Genomic DNA, 16,235 nt, shown 5'->3' with positions numbered 1-16,235 from the left:
AAGCAGGTGAAGCGTCCCGTGGGATCGGGCCGCTCCCGCCCCGCGGCCTGTCGGCTGCGGCGGGGAATCGGAAGTTCGTCTCCGGCGGGGCCGGACCGCAGCCGATGGCCTTGACGGCCACGGAAAATGCGCTATATCCTGAACGAACGGTCGGTAATTATTTCGCGGCCGGATTTCGTACAGTGAGGTGACCATCGTGGCAACGCAGACCCAGGCCGGCGACTCCCAGTTGCACGCCGTGCCGTCCCCCGAGGACGAGGCCGGGAAGGCCTACTTTGACAAGATCATTGCCGAGGACTCCCGGATCGAGCCGGCCGACTGGATGCCGGAGAAGTACCGCAAGACGCTGGTCCGGCAGATGTCCCAGCACGCGCACTCCGAGATCATCGGCATGCAGCCGGAGGCGAACTGGATCACCCGCGCGCCCAGCCTGAAGCGCAAGGCCATCCTGATGGCCAAGGTGCAGGACGAGGCCGGCCACGGGTTGTACCTCTACTCCGCCACCGAGACCCTGGGCACGCCCCGGCACGTCCTCAACCAGCAGTTGCTCGAGGGCAAGGCCAAGTACTCCTCGATCTTTAACTACCCGGCCAACAGCTGGGCGGACATGGGGGCCATCGGCTGGCTCGTAGACGGCGCCGCGATCGCCAACCAGGTGCCCCTCTGCCGGGCCTCCTACGGTCCCTACGGCCGGGCGATGGTGCGGATCTGCAAGGAAGAGTCCTTCCACCAGCGGCAGGGCTTCGAGATCCTGCTGGAACTGGCCAACGGCACTCCGGCGCAGAAGCAGATGGCCCAGGACGCGGTCAACCGCTTCTACGCCCCGGCACTGATGATGTTCGGCCCCACGGACACGGACTCGCCGAACTCCCAGCAGTCGATGGCCTGGAACATTAAGCGCTTCACCAACGATGAGCTGCGCTCGCGGTTCGTGGGAATGATCCAGGAACAGGTCAAGGTCCTGGGCCTGACCCTGCCCGATGACAAGATCCGCTACAACGAGGAAACCGGCATGTGGGAGCACGGCGAACTCAACTGGGACGAATTCTACGAAGTCCTCGCCGGCCGCGGCCCCTGCAACGCGCAGCGGATGGAGCGCCGCCGCGAGGCACACGAGAACGGCGCCTGGGTGCGCGAAGCAGCAGCCGCTTACGCGGACAAGAAGGCACAGAAAGCACAGGTGGCCTGAATGGCAACTGGAGACCAGACCGCAATGGCCCGACCCGTGGAGACGGCGACAGCGGAAGGCGCGACGTCCGACAAGCAGCCCTGGCCGCTGTGGGAGGTGTTCGTCCGCTCCTCGCGCGGGCTGTCCCACGTGCACGCCGGGTCGCTGCACGCCCCGGACGCCGAGATGGCCGTGCGGAACGCGCGGGATCTCTACACCAGGCGCAACGAAGGCGTCTCGCTCTGGGTGGTGCCGGCGTCGGCCATCGTGGCCAGCGACCCTGACGCGAAGGGCGAATTCTTCGAATCGCCCAAGGGCAAGGATTACCGCCATGCCACGTACTACACCAAGAGCGAAGGGGTGAAGCACCTGTGAGCGGCGAAAGCGCCACCCGGATCACGCCGGGCAACGCCCTGCGCCCGGAAGACATCGCCGCGCAGGTGACCGAAGGCACCAGGGCCAGCAACGACGTCGCCGAGTACGCGTTGCGCCTGGGCGACGACGCGTTGATCCTGGCCCAGCGGCTGGGCTGGTGGATTTCCCGCGCGCCCGAGCTGGAAGAGGACGTTGCGCTCGCCAACATCGCGCTGGACCAGATCGGCCACGCCCGGTCGTTCCTGACCTACGCCGGCTCCGCCTGGGACAAGTCCGAAGATGACCTGGCTTACTGGCGCGGGGAGAACGAGTTCCGCTCCAGCTACCTCGTCGAACAGCCCAACGGCGACTTCGGCAAGACCATCGCCCGCCAGCTGGTCATCGCCACCTACCAGCACGAACTGTACTCGCGGCTGGTCGACTCGCAGGACGCAACCCTGGCGGCCATCGCGGCCAAGGCGCTGAAGGAAGTGGACTACCACCGCGACCACGCGGCGCAGTGGACCCTGCGCCTGGGCGACGGCACGGAAGAGTCGCACCGGCGCATCGCCGCCGGCTTCCTCTCCGTCTGGCCGTACGTGGAGCAGCTGTTCCTGGACGATGAGCTGATCGACCGTCTGCCCGGCATCGCGGTGCGGCCCTCGGAACTGCGCGAAGGCTTCGACGCCTTCATCGCGGACGTCTTCGCCGAGGCAACGTTGGAGGTCCCGGACGTCCAACCGGCCATGACGGACAAAACCCGCGTCAAACACAGTGAACACCTGGGCTACCTGCTGGCTGAGCTGCAGGTGCTGGCCCGCGAACACCCCGGCGCCACCTGGTAACCAGGCCGGCTGATCGGAGCAACGGAGCTATTCATGTCCACTAATACGGCCCAACGGCCGGCAGGAACCGAAGCGGCGCGCGCCTGGGATGTCGCGGCCACCGTCTGTGACCCGGAGATCCCGGTGCTGAGCATCGAGGACCTGGGCATCCTGCGGTCCGTGTCAGTGCTGGATGAAACGGACGCCGGCGGGCGCCCGGCCGTCGAGGTGACCATCACCCCGACCTACTCCGGCTGCCCGGCGATGGACGCCATCCGAGACGACATTGTCGCCGCGCTGGCGTCCGAGGGATACACCGACGTCCGGGTGAAGCTGGTGCTTGCCCCGGCCTGGACCACGGACTGGATGACCGCCGACGGCAAGGCGAAACTGAACGAGTACGGCATCGCCCCGCCGTCGGGCATGGCGCCGGTCCGCACCGGACCGGTCAAGCTGGGCATGAGCGTAAAGTGCCCGCGCTGCGATTCCCTCAACACCCGCGAGCTGTCCCGCTACGGCTCCACGTCGTGCAAGGCGCTGTACCAGTGCAACGACTGCCATGAACCCTTCGACTACTTCAAGGTGCTCTAGATGACTACTTCCACCACGGATGCCCCGGCGGTCAAGCGCCGCGCCACCTTCCACCCGCTGTCCGTCGCGGAGGTCCGCAAGCTCACCGACGAAGCCGTCGAGGTCACGTTTGAGGTGCCGGAGGAACTGCACGGCCAGTACGATTACGTGCCCGGCCAGTACGTGGCGCTGCGCACCACGCTCGAAGGCCAGGAAATCCGCCGCAGCTACTCCATCTGCGCCGAGCCGAAGCCGGGCGAAATCCGGGTGGCGATCAAGCGCGACATCGGTGGATTGTTCTCGAACTGGGCCAACGACAACCTTCAGGCCGGGGACGTTTTGGACGTCATGAGCCCCACCGGCGCCTTCATCTCCAAGCACCAGATGACGGAGATCAACCACCCGGAACAGATCGATGCCGACGCCGGGGCCACCTTCGTGGCGTTCGCCGCCGGGTCCGGCATCACTCCGGTGATCTCGATCGCGCGAACCGTGCTGGCTGCCAGTGACAGCGTCCGGTTCGACCTGGTTTACGCGAACAAGGCCGCCATGGACGTGATGTTCGTGGAGGAACTGGCCGACCTGAAGGACAAATACCCCACCCGCTTCGCGCTGCACCACGTGCTTTCCCGCGAGCAGCGCATTTCGCCGCTGCTCTCCGGAAGGATCGACGCCGAGAAGCTGACCAGCCTGTTCGACAACGTGCTCCGCACCGACGATGTGGACGAATGGTTCCTCTGCGGCCCCTACGAACTGGTGCAGCTGTGCCGAGACACCCTGGCCGAACGCGGCGTGCCCGCCGAGAAGATCCGCTTCGAGCTGTTCAGCACTGGTGAGCCGACCAAACCGCAGGGCAACATTGGCCGGCCGGTGCAGCTCGACCCCAGCGCGGACAACTACGAGATCAACTTCAGGCTGGACGGGCTCTCCGGTATGGTCGCTTCGCCCAAGCATGCCCGCGAGTCGGTGCTCAACGCCGCGCTGCGCGTCCGCCCGGACGTTCCGTTCGCCTGCGCCGGCGGCGTCTGCGGCACCTGCCGCGCCAAGGTTGTCTCCGGCACGTTCACCATGGAGGAGAACTACGCGCTGGAACCGGACGAGATCGAGCGCGGCTACGTGCTGACCTGCCAGACCCGCCCCACCAGCGACGAAATCACCGTCGACTACGACGCCTGACCGACCTTAGACAGCACCGACCCCGAAGGAGCCGCATGAGCATGATAGAGCTGTCCATCGAGGACAACATCGCCGAAGTGGTGCTCAACGCACCGGGCAAGATGAATGCGCTGGACGAACAGGCGCTCAATGATCTGGGCAAGGCGTACGACGACGCCGCGGCCGCCGGCGTCCGGGCGCTGCTGCTCCGCGGCGAGGGCCGCGGCTTCTGCGCCGGCCGCGACATTTCCCGCGTGGATCCGGCGACCGACGATGCCTACGGTTACCTGTCCGGCGTCGTCACCCCGGTCCTGCGCAAGATGGCGGAGTTCCCCGCCCCCACCTTCGCCGCCGCGCAGGGGGCGGCGCTCGGCGTCGGGCTCGGCCTGCTGATCGCCACGGATGTGGTGTACGTGGCCGACAGCGCCAAGATCGGCTCGCCGTTCGCCAACCTGGGGGCCACCCTGGATTCGGGCGGGCACTGGCTTTTCACTGAGCGGCTCGGCGCGCACCGCACGCTGGATCTGATCTACACCGCCGAGCTGATGAGCGGCGAGGAAGCGGTGAAGGCCGGGCTGTTCAGCCGCGCCATGCCGGCGGACGAACTGCTGGAAACCACCCGCGGCATCGTCGGCAAGGTCGCCCAGGGCGCCACCGGCGCGTTCCGTGCCTCCAAGGAGCTGGTGGCCAACATCCGCGACCAGCGGCTGGGCCTGTGGCTCGCCACCGAAGAGGAAAATGCCGCGCAGGGCCGGCTGTGCAAGAGCGACGACTACGCCGAAGGCTTCAAGGCCTTCCAAGAGAAGCGCAAGCCGGTCTTCAAGGGCTGACGGCGGGCCGAGGCCGGTGCCGCGCAGCCGGAGGGTAGGCTTCCACGCGTAGCCCGTTCGCGCTGCCGGGCCTCCCGGCCTCTGCTCCAGGAGTCACATGAATGCCGCCCCGCCGCTCATCACGACCGTGGCCTGCCCCGACCGGGACCTGATGGCCGCTCTGGAACCCCTGCCGGCGGGGATCCGCACCGTCTTTTGGGACTTCGACGGCGACCCCGCGGGTGCCAGGCTGGACCAGCTCGAGGCCGTGGTGCTGCCGTATCCGGACATGGCCGGCGCGCTCCCCAGCCTGCCGAAGCTGCAGAACTTGAAGCTGGTGCAGACCCAAACCACCGGGGTTGACGGCGTCGCCGCCGTCGTCGGACCGGACGTCGCCATCGCCAGCGCGGCCGGGGTGCACGCCGCCGCGACCGCCGAACTCGCCGTCGGGCTCGTGCTTGCCTCCTTGCGCGGGATCGACGTCGCCGCGCGTGACCAGCCCGAGGGGCGGTGGCGCCATGTGCGCCGGCTGTCGCTGGCGGACCGAAAGGTGCTGCTCGTCGGCGTGGGCGGCATCGGCCGGGAAATCGCGCGCCGGCTGGAGCCCTTCGAAGTGCAGCTAACCCGGGTGGGGACCCGCGCCCGGGACGACGGCGAGGGCCACGTCCACGGCACGGACGAGCTGAGGGAGCTGGCCGCGTCCCACGAGGTGCTGATCCTCATCACACCGCTGACGGACGCCACCCGCGGGTTGATCGATGCCGGGGTACTGGCAGCCCTCCCGGACGGGGCGCTGGTGGTCAACGTCGCGCGCGGGGCGGTGGTCGACACCGATGCCCTGACCGCGGAGGTCGTCTCCGGCCGGCTGAAGTGCGCGTTGGATGTCACGGATCCCGAACCGCTGCCACCGGACCACCCGCTGTGGCGGGCCGGCAACGCGCTGATCACCCCGCACCTGGGCGGCGACACCACGGCGTTCGAACCGCGGATCGTCCGGCTCCTGAAGCATCAACTGGCGGCTGTCGCAGCCGGCCAGGCGCCGGAGAACCTGGTGCAGCCGGGCCACTTCCGATAACCCGGGGCGGGGTCTGGACAACCCTCCTGCCCCGCGGGCACGATGAAGGCGGCGCGACAGTGGGCCGGCGCCGGAGGAGGGATGACCTATGGGCATCATCGTGGCCAACATGTTCCTCACCCTCGACGGTGTCTACCAGGCGCCGGGCGGAGTCGACGAGGACCCGGAGCACGGCTTCGAATACGGCGGCTGGCAGGCGCCGTTCTTCGACGAAGCATCCGGCGAGGCGATCGGGGCCGTCATCGACCGCATCGACGCGCTGCTGCTCGGGCGGAAGACCTACGACATCTTCGCGGGCTACTGGCCGAATGCCGGCGACGACTCTCCGATCGCGGTGAAGTTCAACGCGGCGCCGAAGTACGTCGTGTCGACGACGCTCACCGAGCCTGCCTGGGCGGGCACGACGGTGTTGCACGATGCCATGGCGGCCGCGCACCTTCGCGAACGGCACGACGAGGTGCACCTGTTCGGCAGCGGCGACCTGTTGCAGTCGTTGTTCACCGAGGACGTGGTCCACCGTCTCAACCTCTGGCTGTATCCGCTCACGCTTGGCAGCGGGAAGCGGCTCTTCGGCCCCGGCACGATTCCGGCGTCATTCCGCCTCGTCGGCCCTGCCCGCACCTTTGACAAGGGCTCGGTGGCACTGGTATATGAGCGTGCGGGCGAGGTCGAGACCGGCGACATGACCGAGGTCGAGGCGCGCGGGAGCGGGGACGTCGGCTGAGCGCCTGATCCTCCATTGCTGCGGCGGTGTGGGTGCCGTGGCCTGCCGGCCGGATCAGCGGGTGTCCAGGTCCTCGAACACCAGGAAGGTCTGGGTATCGAGGATGCCGGGCATGGACTGGATCTGGTCGAAGATGACCCGGCGAAGGTCCACGTTGTCCACGGCACGGACCAGCAGGATGACATCGAAGTTCCCGCCGACCAGGGCGATGTGGTGCACCTCGGGAATGGCGCGCAGGGCTTCGCGCAGCTCGCGCCAGGAGTGCTGGCGCAGCTTCAAGGTCACGTAGGCGGAGGCCTTCAACCCCGCCTTAATCGGGTCCACCAACGCCGTGAACTTGGTCAGCACCCCCGCCTCGGTCAGCCGCGCAATGCGCGAGTAGGCGTGTGCCCGGGAGATGTGGACCTTTTCGGCGACCGCAGTCACGGACAGCCGGCCGTCCCGGGTCAGTTCCGCCAGGATCCGGCGGTCGATCTCATCCAGCTGCGGGACTTTCACGGCGGCACCGTTGGCCATCTGTCTACACCTCGCGGGGTTATCCAGCTCACATTAACAATTCGTCTCCAAGACTACGACCAGACCGGCAGATATTCCACGTTTTCCTGCATAAGTGGATACGAAAAGTAGCCGAATCCATACTAAAGCTACACAGTTTCTTCACGCAGAGCCGCCCGCGCTGCGCAGGGCTGAGGGCAACGGCGCCGCCGCTGTCGACGCCGACCGTCCACCGCCGACCAAGGATTCGAGGGAGACACCATGACCATCTCAACCGGTAACCCGATCGAGGGATCAATGTCCGACCCGTCCGGCCGCGCCGGCATGGATGATCCGGTCACCGCCGAGGCCTACATGCTGCCCTCCGAGCAGCCCGTGCAGTTGGTGGACCCGGACGGCCGGCACGTGCACAACGACAAGTACCCGCTGCCCGACGGCGAAGCCCTGCTGGACGCCTACCGCGAACTGGTGGTCGGCCGCCGCGTCAACGACCAGGCCAACGCCCTGGTCCGCCAGGGCAGGCTGGCCGTCTACCCGTCATCCCAAGGCCAGGAAGCCTGCCAGGTGGCGGCCGCCCTGTGCCTGGGCCGGGACGATTGGCTGTTCCCGACGTACCGCGACACCGTCGCCGTGATCGCCAAGGGCGTCGACCCCGTGCAGACCCTGACCCTGCTGCAGGGCGACTGGCACGGCGGCTACGACCCCTACGAGCACAAGGTGTCGATCCAGGCCACCCCGCTGGCCACCCAGCTGCTGCACGCCGTCGGCGTTGCCCACGCCGCCAAGCTCAAGGGCGAGGACACCGTCGTCGTCGCGCTCTGCGGAGACGGGGCCACCAGCGAGGGCGACTTCCACGAGGCACTGAACTTCGCCGCCGTGTTCCACCTCCCGGTCGTGTTCTTCGTGCAGAACAACCAGTACGCCATCTCCGTCCCGCTGAACAAGCAAACGGTGGCGCCGTCGCTGGCGCACAAGGCCATCGGCTACGGCATGCCGGGCGAGCGCGTGGACGGCAACGACACTGCCGCGCTGCTGGCCGTGCTCGGCAAGGCCGTGACCCGCGCCCGCGAAGGCGGCGGCCCTGCCCTGGTGGAGGCGCACACCTACCGGATGCAGTCGCACACCAACGCCGACGACGCCACCCGCTACCGCACCGAGGATGAAGTGGCCGAGTGGGCGCCGAAGGACCCGCTGGTGCGCCTGCGGACCTACCTCCAGGAGCTGAACGTCCTGGACGAGGCACTGGAAGAGGAGATCGCCGGGCGGGCCGAAGCCGTGGCCGCGCAGATGCGCGACGGCCTCAACGCCGAGACCGAGGTGGACCCGGAGGACTTGTTCCGCTTCGTCTACACCGAAAGGACCAGCCAGCTGCGCGAGCAGGCCGCCATGCTCCGCGACGAGCTCTCGCGCGAGTCGGCCTGAGCGCCGCCGCCGACTAAAAGGACACACCATGAGCACAACAATGACGTTCGCCAAGGCGCTGAACACGGCCCTGTCCGATGAGATGGAAGCCGACCGCTCCGTCGTCGTCTTCGGTGAAGACGTGGGCCCGCTGGGCGGCGTTTTCCGCATCACCGACGGCCTCACCAAGCGGTTCGGCGAGGAACGCTGCTTCGACACCCCGCTGGCCGAATCCGGCATCATGGGCATGGCGATCGGCATGGCGATGAACGGCCTCCGCCCGGTGGTGGAGATGCAGTTCGATGCCTTCGCCTACCCGGCGTTCGAGCAGGTGGTCTCGCACGTGGCCAAGATGCCCAACCGGACCCGCGGCAGGGTCAAGCTGCCGATGGTCATCCGGATTCCGTACGCCGGCGGCATCGGGGGAGTGGAGCACCACTGCGACTCCTCGGAGTCCTACTACGCGCACACGCCGGGCCTGACCGTGGTGGCGCCGGCCACGGTGGAGGACGCCTACACCATGCTCCGCGAGGCCATCCGCTTCCCGGACCCGGTGGTGTTCCTGGAGCCGAAGAAGCTCTACTTCTCGAAGGAGCAACTGGACCTCGAAGCACTGCAGTCGCAGTGGGCCGCCCCCGAGATCGTGCAGGGATCCGGGGCGGGGCAGGCGGGCACCGCCGGGTCCGGCATCGGCCGCGCCGTCGTCGCCCGCGAGGGAACCGACGCCACGCTGATCACGTACGGTCCGTCCGTGCCCACCGTCATGCAGGCCGCCGCGGCCGCCGCCGAGGAGGGGCGCTCGCTGGAGGTGATCGACATCCGGTCGATCGTGCCGTTCGACGATGAAACCGTGATGGCGTCAGTGCGCAAAACCGGCCGCGCCGTGGTCGTCGCGGAAGCCCCCGGCTTCGCATCCGTCGCCTCCGAGATCGTGGCGCGGGTGCAGGAGCGCTGCTTCCACTCGCTGGCCGCGCCGGTGCTGCGCGTGACCGGTTTCGACATTCCGTATCCCGCGCCCAAGCTGGAGCGGCACTACCTGCCCAGCGTGGACCGCATCTTGGACGCGGTGGATGAACTTCAGTGGGAGGACGCGTAGCCATGTCGCGACAGGTATTCAAACTGCCCGACCTCGGCGAAGGCCTGACCGAGGCCGAGCTGGTGAACTGGCTGGTCAAGGTGGGCGACGAGATCCGCGTGGATCAGCCGGTGGCCGAGGTGGAGACCGCCAAGTCCATGGTGGAGGTGCCCAGCCCGTTCGCGGGGACCGTCGCGGTGCTGCACGGGGCCGCCGGCGACACCCTGGACGTGGGCAAGCCCCTCATCTCCGTGGATGCGCCGGGCTACGTGCACGACGACGGCGGCTCGGGAGCCGCGCCGCAGGCACCCCGGGCGGGGGAGGCTGCCGCCGCGGTCGCGGCGGGAGATGCTCCGGACCCGGACCGCGCGAGGGCAGGCGCCGCCCATCCCGACGGCGAGGCCTACCGGAGGGAGGAGCGCGCCGGCATCCAGGAACCGGCCGAATCAGGCTCCGGCAACGTGCTGATCGGCTACGGCACACCCGGCGGGTCGGCGGGATCCAAGCGCACCCGCAAACCGAAGACCGGCCGCGTTGCCGTGGCCGCCTTCCCGCCCGCGCCGACGGCTGTTGCTGCTGCGCCGACGACTGTGGCGGCGACACCGCTGGCCGCCCCGGCAACCGCCCCGGCGGCCGCGGAAACACAGGCGGAACCCGTGCCGGCCGGCGGCGGCCGGGCCCCGCTGGTCATCTCGCCCCTGGTCCGCAAGCTGGCCCGCGACGCGGGTCTCCGCTTGACCGACATCACGGGCTCGGGCGCAGGCGGCATGGTGCTGCGCAAGGACGTGGAGGCCGCGCTGGCCGGTGCTCCGGCGGTCAGCGGCGTGGCCAATGCCGCGGCCCCCGCCAGCGGGCTGGCAGGCGACCGCGCTGAGGTTCGCGCGGCGGCTGCCGCCGGCACCGACGCCCGTACCGGCCTGGGTATCGCCACCCGCACCCCCATGAAGGGCGTGCGGAAGACCGTGGCCCAGGCCATGTCCCGCAGCCGCAGCGAGATCCCCGAGGCCACCGTCTGGGTGGACGTGGACGCCACCGCCCTGCTGCAGATGCGCGCCGACCTCAAGCGCCGCGATCCGGAGAACACGCCGGGGCTGCTGGCGTTCATCGCCCGGTTCGTGCTGGCCGGCCTGGCCAAATATCCGGAGTTGAATACCCGGGTGGAGGGCGAAGAGATCGTCGGGTTCGAGGGCGTCAACCTGGGCTTCGCCGCCCAGACCGACCGCGGGCTGATGGTGCCGAGCGTGCGCAACGCCGACAGGCTCAGCGCCCGCCAGCTGGATACCGAGATCAGGCGGCTCACCGCCGTCGCCCGCGACGGCAAGGCCACGCCGGCCGAGCTGACCAGCGGCACCTTCACGCTGAACAACTACGGCGTGTTCGGTGTGGACGGCAGCGCCGCGATCATCAACTACCCCGAGGTGGCGATCCTCGGCGTCGGCCGGATCATCGACAAGCCGTGGGTGGTGGACGGGCAGCTGGCCGTCCGGAAGGTCACCGAACTGGTGCTGGCCTTCGACCACCGCGTCTGCGACGGCGGCACCGCCGGCGGCTTCCTGCGCTACGTCGCGGACGCCATCGAAAACCCCGGCAGCGTCCTCGCCGACCTGTAGCAGCTCCCCGCCGGCGGCAGACCGAAGCGGCCGGCGGGAGCCCGAGGTTGACCTGCGGACAGCCCGAAATTTTTTCCTAGCTGGCCCGTCCCGGCGGCGCTACCCTTAGGGCATGGTCACTCTGCCAGAGGCGTACAAAAAGTACCTCTCCCGCTTGTCTGCACACCATGCCGAGGCGCTTCGGCCGGCGTTCCTCGAGTCGGCTGCCGAGGGGGAACACGGCGTGATGGTCCGTGGCATGGGCTCCAAGCATGTGCAGGCGTACGTCGACGACTCCGTGCCGTTCGGCGAGGTGCGCGAGGTGCTTCGCTCCGTCCACGAAGCCTGAGCGCGGGACGCTCGACAGTAGACCGCCGCCGGTGGCCGCGGTCGGGTGGCCGAGTGCGCCGACGGGCGGGCACGGTACCGTAGCAGGATCAGGCTGCGCGCGTCCGCGCGGCCGTGTTCGACGCGATGGAGGGTGACGGCCGGATGAGCGATGCCGCCCGATCAGTGGACAAGACCGGCGAGCCTGCGGACGAGGCCGGCGAACCGGCGGAATGCGAGCAGGTGGCACCCGGCAACTACGTGATCAGGACGCGGGAGTATCTGTTGAACTCCGGGCTCGTCGTCGGCGGGAAGAAGGCCCTGGTGGTGGATACCGGTGCCGGGCCGCGACAGGCACGGCGGATTTACGCGGCCGTACGCGCATTGACCAAGCTGCCGCTCGTCGTCGTCAACACGCATTTCCACTACGACCACGTCTTTGGCAACGCCTACTTCGCGGCCCAGGGCGTGCAGGACTTTTACGCGCACCGCAATTGCGCGCACGACATCGCCGAATACGGCGTGCTCCAGCGTGAGGCAGTCGGGGGGACGGAACCGGAAATGGCGGCCGCCGACGGGGAGCATACCGAAATTAAGATGCCCAACAAGCTGGTCGATGCGGAGACCACCGTCGATCTGGGCGAAGTCAGCGTCAAACTCTTCCATCTGGGCCGCGGCCACACCGACGGCGACCTGCTGGTCGGTTCGCCCACCACGCTTTTTGCCGGCGATCTGGTGGAGCAAGGCGCCCCGCCCGCCTTCGAAGATTCCTACCCGCGCGACTGGGTGGAAACGCTGCGCCGGATTTCCGGGCTGCGGCACGAGTACGACGTGCTGGTGCCCGGCCACGGCCAGACCGTCAGCGACGCCTTCGTGAAGAACATGTGCGAGACCATGACCCTGGCCGTCCGGATGGGCGAACAGGCCAGCCGCGACACTCCCGCAGACTCCACCAAGGCCATCCCCATCCTGCCCTACGGCCCCGCGCAGTCCCGCGCCCTGCTGCAGCGCCTCACCGCCACCCGGTAAGCTGTGCTGCGGCGAGGGAGTGGGGCGTCAGTCCAGGTCAAGCCGCATGAGCACGCGGGGGAACCCGTTCAGCACCGAGTCCGTGTCTGCCGCCTTCGTAAAGCCGGCCTGTTCGAAGAGCTTTCGGGTGCCAACGTAGGCCATGGTGAGGTCGACCTTCCTGCCCTCGTTGTCGAGCGGGTAGCCCTCAACGGCGGGGGCACCATGCGCGCGTGCGAGGTCGACGGCGCCCGCGAGCAGGTGGTGCGAGATCCCCTTGCCGCGATGCCCCGGCCGCACCCGGATGCACCACGCCGACCACACGTCGACCTCGTCCACGTGCGGAATCTTGCGGTTGCGTGCAAACGCCGTGTCGGCGCGGGGATGCACGGCGGCCCAGCCCACCACCTCGTCGCCGTCGTAGGCGAGCACCCCGGGCGGCGGGTGCTGCCCGCACAAGCGCTCGACGAGCGCCCCTCGATCCTGGCCCCGCAACGAGACGTTGTCTTTCGACGAAAGACGATAGCTGAGGCACCAACAGACATTCGCATCGGCGCGCTTTGGCCCCAGCATGGTCTTCACATCGCCGAACACCGTTGCCGGACGCACCTCGATGGCCATGGAATCACCCTGCCACCGCCATCCGATGCTGGCAATGCTCCGGACGGCGCCGCGTCTATCGTTCCCGCGCGTGACTCAATGGCGGCGCGACTGGAGGCCGAACAGCCAGGTCAGCAGGGCGCTGAGCAGCATGCCGGTGCCGGTGATCAGGCCCATGCCGGCCCAAAAGAACAACGGAATCCTGCCGGTGCCGGGGACAGGCGCGGCGCCGGCCTGTTGCGCGAGCAGGTAGAGCCCCGCAGCGGCGCCGATGCCCAGCACGGCCAGCAGCCAGCACAGCCGGGGCCACCAGGCGGAAGCCGCCCAGAAGCTGCCGTAGCCGGACCAGATGTTCCAGTCGCTGCCGCGCCGCAGCACGATCGGGCCGGCAGCCAGCACCCAAAAGCCGGCCACCAAAAAGGCGGCCACCACATCCGCCGGGCGGTGCCAGCCGTTGATGAGGGTAGCGGCACCGGCCAGCACGGCATACAGGCCGCCGGCGGCCGCAGCGAACGGCCGCCACCGGGGCGAGACCACCAGGAAGATGGCCAGTGCCGCAGCCGTCGCAATGGTGGTGTGCCCCGATGGCAGCGAATTGTGTTCCAGCGTGGGCACGCCGCGGTCGGGCCGGTCGAGAATGAGGTTCTTCAGGATCCACGTGGTCGCCGCCGACGCCGCGACCACCGCCACGCCGACCACGGCCGGCCCCCACCGGCGTCGTACCAAGGCCGCCACCAGCAGCACGACGGCCGCCACGGCGACGGAGATATCCGGCAGCAGGTCCAGGAAGTCCAGGAAAACGCCGCGGCCCAGCCGCCAGCCGGAGTCCGCCTCCGCCCACGCCGATTCGTCGGCGAACTGCCCGGTGGTGGTGCGGACGAAGGCGTAGTAGTTCAGCACAAAGGCTCCCGCGCACAACAGTGCTCCCAGCCAGAACAGGGCGGGAGCGTGCGCCGCCGGACGGCTGGACGCGGGCCGGGAGCGGACACGGGAACGCTGCGGAGTCATCGATTCTAGGGTCGCACACAATGCTGAGAGCATCCGGGAAGGGCGGCCGGCCGTAAAGTTGGAGTTGATGAGACCGCACCAGATTCCCGATCTTCCGGGGCTTTCCGGCCGGCCGGAGCTCCCCGACCTCGCCGACCTGCTGGCCACCGCGCGCGTGGTGTCGCTGCCGATGAAGGTCCGCTTCCGCGGGGTGATGAAGCGCGAGGTCCTGCTGTTTGAGGGCCCAGCGGGCTGGGCGGAGTTCTCGCCCTTTCTTGAGTACGACGACGAAGAAGCCGCCGCGTGGCTGGCGGCCGCGGTGGAGGCCGGCTGGCGGGGCTTCCCGGACCCGGTCCGGGACAGCATCCCCGTCAACGCCACCGTTCCCGCGGTGGCGCCGGCGGACGTGCCCGGCGTGCTGGCCCGCTACGACGGTGCGCAGACGGTGAAGATCAAGGTTGCCGAATCCGGTCAAGACATCGATCAGGACGTGGCCCGCGTTGCGGCCGTGCGTGCCGCAGCCCCGCACGCTGCCCTGAGGGTGGACGCCAACGGCGGCTGGGATGTTCCCGCGGCCGTGGCGACGTTAACCCGGCTGGCCGGGTACTCGCTGGAGTACGCCGAGCAGCCGGTCCCCGACATCGCCGGGCTGCGGGCGGTGCGGACCGAACTGCGCCGGCGCGGCATCCCCACCCCGATCGCGGCCGACGAAAGCGTGCGCAAGGCCGCCGACCCCTTGCGGGTGGCCCGCGAAGACGCCGCCGACCTGATCGTGGTCAAGGTGCAGCCCCTCGGGGGCGTGCGGCGGGCGCTGGAGATCGTCGCGCAAGCCGGGCTCCCCGCCGTCGTCAGTTCCGCCCTGGACTCCTCCGTGGGAATCCGTGCCGGCGTGGCCTTGGCGGCGGCGCTGCCGGAACTTCCCTTTGCCTGCGGGTTGGCGACGGTGTCCCTGATGGGCGCCGACGTGGCGGCGGAGCCGCTGGTGCCGGTCGCCGGCCGCCTCCCGGTGCGCGACGTGGTGCCCGATGCGGACCTGCTGGATCGTCTTGCTGCGCCCGAGGACCGGCGGCAGTGGTGGCTGGAACGGCTGGCGCGGACGTACCGGCTGCTGGAGCCGTGACGTAGGGAGGGGGGACGGCAGCGCCTTAGGCCACGCCTGCTGGGACGGTCGTAGGAGCGGGGGAACGGCCGGCGCGGGCCGACGGGCTGCTGGGACGGTCGTAGGAGCGGGGGAACGGCCGGCGCGGGCCGACGGGCTGCTGGGACGGTCGTAGGAGCGGGGGAACGGCCGGTGCTGACCCACCGGCTGCTGAAGCTGACGCAGGGGCGGGGCAACGCCAGTGCCGTGGGCCACGCCTGTGGGGCCCGCTGAAGCTGTGGCGTGCCTGTGTTCCGGACGTGTGCCGCGGGGCACTGCGCGGCGCAGCCCCAGATCAAACTCAGGGCCCGCGCCCCGGTTCTACAGGCTCGGCCGCTCCAGGTTGAATGCGTGGCTTAATCCTCCGGTGCGCAGTCTGGACGTGCCCACTCCGTGCACTGTTGGTGTCAGAAAGAGGCCCTCAAACTGTCCGAGGCAGCCGGTAGCGTGAGGATATGGGCGGCGAGGGCGGCGAGCTTCGGTTCCCGGTTCCGGGACAGGGACTGGTGATGGACCTGGGTGTGCCCTCGCGTCCGGACAGTTCCCTGCTGGAAGCGCTGCTGCAGCGAGTGGTTGCAGAGGCGTTGCTGCGACGTTATGGCATCGTGCCTGATGACGGCGGACTCTTTCCAGCGGCCGCTGACATTGGTGCCGCTGGCGGCGGTGGCGGCGCCGGCTCTGCAGAGGTTTCTTCCCCAACCGAAGCCACCGGCGGCGAGCCTCCCGTGCCCGAGGACGTCGAAGCAGCTCAGGGATTGGGCAGCGGACTGCAATCCGCCGGGACCGGGGAGGACGGCGCATCCCTGCCCGTGTTGCCAGAGGGCACCGGGGGCAGCCCTGTGGTGCCCGAGGGCGGCGTGGGCGTGCCCGCGGTGTTGGCCGGCCTGTTGGCGGTGGTGGAGCCGGCGGAACTGGATGACGCGCAGACCATGGATT

General features: G+C 69.1%; 17 protein-coding genes and 1 pseudogene. 15 read left to right on the top strand and 3 right to left on the bottom strand.

The genetic code is table 11. From position 1 onward, the window contains the following. The first annotated feature begins 196 nt into the window (after positions 1-196). The 8 genes from paaA (at position 197) to AC5RV3_RS04055 (ending at position 6,679) form a co-directional block, all read left to right on the top strand. Entirely contained in the window at positions 197-1,189 is a 993-nt protein-coding gene (gene paaA / locus AC5RV3_RS04090; RefSeq protein ID WP_493978025.1) for a 1,2-phenylacetyl-CoA epoxidase subunit PaaA, read from the top strand. 24 nt (positions 1,190-1,213) lie between these two features. Beyond that, positions 1,214-1,543: a 1,2-phenylacetyl-CoA epoxidase subunit PaaB gene (gene paaB / locus AC5RV3_RS04085; protein WP_494112501.1), complete on the top strand. Its 330-nt coding sequence runs from the start codon at positions 1,214-1,216 to the stop codon at positions 1,541-1,543. Further along, positions 1,540-2,367, top strand: a complete 828-nt coding sequence (gene paaC, locus AC5RV3_RS04080) for a 1,2-phenylacetyl-CoA epoxidase subunit PaaC (RefSeq protein WP_494121041.1) — start codon at positions 1,540-1,542, stop codon at positions 2,365-2,367. Before paaB ends, paaC begins: the two co-directional genes overlap by 4 nt. A gap of 33 nt (positions 2,368-2,400) precedes the next feature. Then, on the top strand, positions 2,401-2,937 hold the full coding sequence (paaD, locus tag AC5RV3_RS04075) for a 1,2-phenylacetyl-CoA epoxidase subunit PaaD (RefSeq protein ID WP_494112426.1): 537 nt from the start codon (positions 2,401-2,403) through the stop codon (positions 2,935-2,937). Further along, positions 2,938-4,092: a 1,2-phenylacetyl-CoA epoxidase subunit PaaE gene (gene paaE / locus AC5RV3_RS04070; protein ID WP_494121040.1), complete on the top strand. Its 1,155-nt coding sequence runs from the start codon at positions 2,938-2,940 to the stop codon at positions 4,090-4,092. A 41-nt stretch (positions 4,093-4,133) separates the two neighbouring features. After that, positions 4,134-4,901 carry an enoyl-CoA hydratase/isomerase family protein gene (locus AC5RV3_RS04065; RefSeq protein WP_494121492.1) on the top strand — a complete coding sequence of 256 codons (768 nt, stop codon included), beginning with the start codon at positions 4,134-4,136 and terminating at the stop codon, positions 4,899-4,901. A gap of 97 nt (positions 4,902-4,998) precedes the next feature. Continuing rightward, complete coding sequence (locus tag AC5RV3_RS04060; protein ID WP_494121039.1) at positions 4,999-5,955, top strand: 2-hydroxyacid dehydrogenase; 957 nt, start codon at positions 4,999-5,001, stop codon at positions 5,953-5,955. 88 nt (positions 5,956-6,043) lie between these two features. Next, a complete protein-coding gene (locus tag AC5RV3_RS04055) occupies positions 6,044-6,679 on the top strand; it encodes a dihydrofolate reductase family protein (protein ID WP_494121038.1) in 636 nt (211 codons plus the stop codon). Between the two features lie 54 nt (positions 6,680-6,733). On the opposite strand, the gene AC5RV3_RS04050 is transcribed toward AC5RV3_RS04055, so the two are convergent. Then, positions 6,734-7,195 carry an Lrp/AsnC family transcriptional regulator gene (locus AC5RV3_RS04050; RefSeq protein WP_494121037.1) on the bottom strand — a complete coding sequence of 154 codons (462 nt, stop codon included), beginning with the start codon at positions 7,193-7,195 and terminating at the stop codon, positions 6,734-6,736. A gap of 240 nt (positions 7,196-7,435) precedes the next feature. Here AC5RV3_RS04050 and pdhA point away from each other — a divergent pair, with 240 nt between their 5' ends. The 5 genes from pdhA to AC5RV3_RS04025 all read left to right on the top strand — a co-directional run bounded on the left by pdhA (position 7,436) and on the right by AC5RV3_RS04025 (position 12,595). Beyond that, a complete protein-coding gene (gene pdhA / locus AC5RV3_RS04045; protein ID WP_494121036.1) occupies positions 7,436-8,596 on the top strand; it encodes a pyruvate dehydrogenase (acetyl-transferring) E1 component subunit alpha in 1,161 nt (386 codons plus the stop codon). A 28-nt stretch (positions 8,597-8,624) separates the two neighbouring features. Beyond that, positions 8,625-9,671, top strand: a complete 1,047-nt coding sequence (locus tag AC5RV3_RS04040) for an alpha-ketoacid dehydrogenase subunit beta (RefSeq protein ID WP_494121035.1) — start codon at positions 8,625-8,627, stop codon at positions 9,669-9,671. Between the two features lie 2 nt (positions 9,672-9,673). Beyond that, positions 9,674-11,260 (top strand): dihydrolipoamide acetyltransferase family protein, encoded by a 1,587-nt coding sequence (locus tag AC5RV3_RS04035; RefSeq protein ID WP_494121034.1) that lies wholly within the window; start codon positions 9,674-9,676, stop codon positions 11,258-11,260. Between the two features lie 112 nt (positions 11,261-11,372). Continuing rightward, positions 11,373-11,588: a hypothetical protein gene (locus AC5RV3_RS04030; protein WP_494121033.1), complete on the top strand. Its 216-nt coding sequence runs from the start codon at positions 11,373-11,375 to the stop codon at positions 11,586-11,588. Positions 11,589-11,731: 143 nt separating this feature from the next. Continuing rightward, positions 11,732-12,595: an MBL fold metallo-hydrolase gene (locus tag AC5RV3_RS04025; protein ID WP_494121032.1), complete on the top strand. Its 864-nt coding sequence runs from the start codon at positions 11,732-11,734 to the stop codon at positions 12,593-12,595. 27 nt (positions 12,596-12,622) lie between these two features. Here the strand turns inward: AC5RV3_RS04025 and AC5RV3_RS04020 are convergent, their stop codons facing one another. Both AC5RV3_RS04020 and AC5RV3_RS04015 read right to left on the bottom strand, forming a co-directional pair. Next, a complete protein-coding gene (locus AC5RV3_RS04020; protein ID WP_494121031.1) occupies positions 12,623-13,195 on the bottom strand; it encodes a GNAT family N-acetyltransferase in 573 nt (190 codons plus the stop codon). Positions 13,196-13,270: 75 nt separating this feature from the next. Further along, entirely contained in the window at positions 13,271-14,182 is a 912-nt protein-coding gene (locus tag AC5RV3_RS04015) for a phosphatase PAP2 family protein (RefSeq protein WP_494112436.1), read from the bottom strand. A gap of 67 nt (positions 14,183-14,249) precedes the next feature. On the opposite strand from AC5RV3_RS04015, the gene AC5RV3_RS04010 reads away from it, so the two are divergent. Continuing rightward, positions 14,250-15,281, top strand: coding sequence for an o-succinylbenzoate synthase (locus AC5RV3_RS04010; RefSeq protein WP_494121030.1), 1,032 nt, complete (start codon positions 14,250-14,252; stop codon positions 15,279-15,281). A gap of 473 nt (positions 15,282-15,754) precedes the next feature. Then, positions 15,755-16,235, top strand: a pseudogene (locus tag AC5RV3_RS04005) (hypothetical protein); the annotation flags it as partial.

It is taken from the genome of Arthrobacter sp. Y3221114 (genome assembly GCF_059092625.1).
This window is presented reverse-complemented; position numbering and strand designations above follow the sequence as displayed.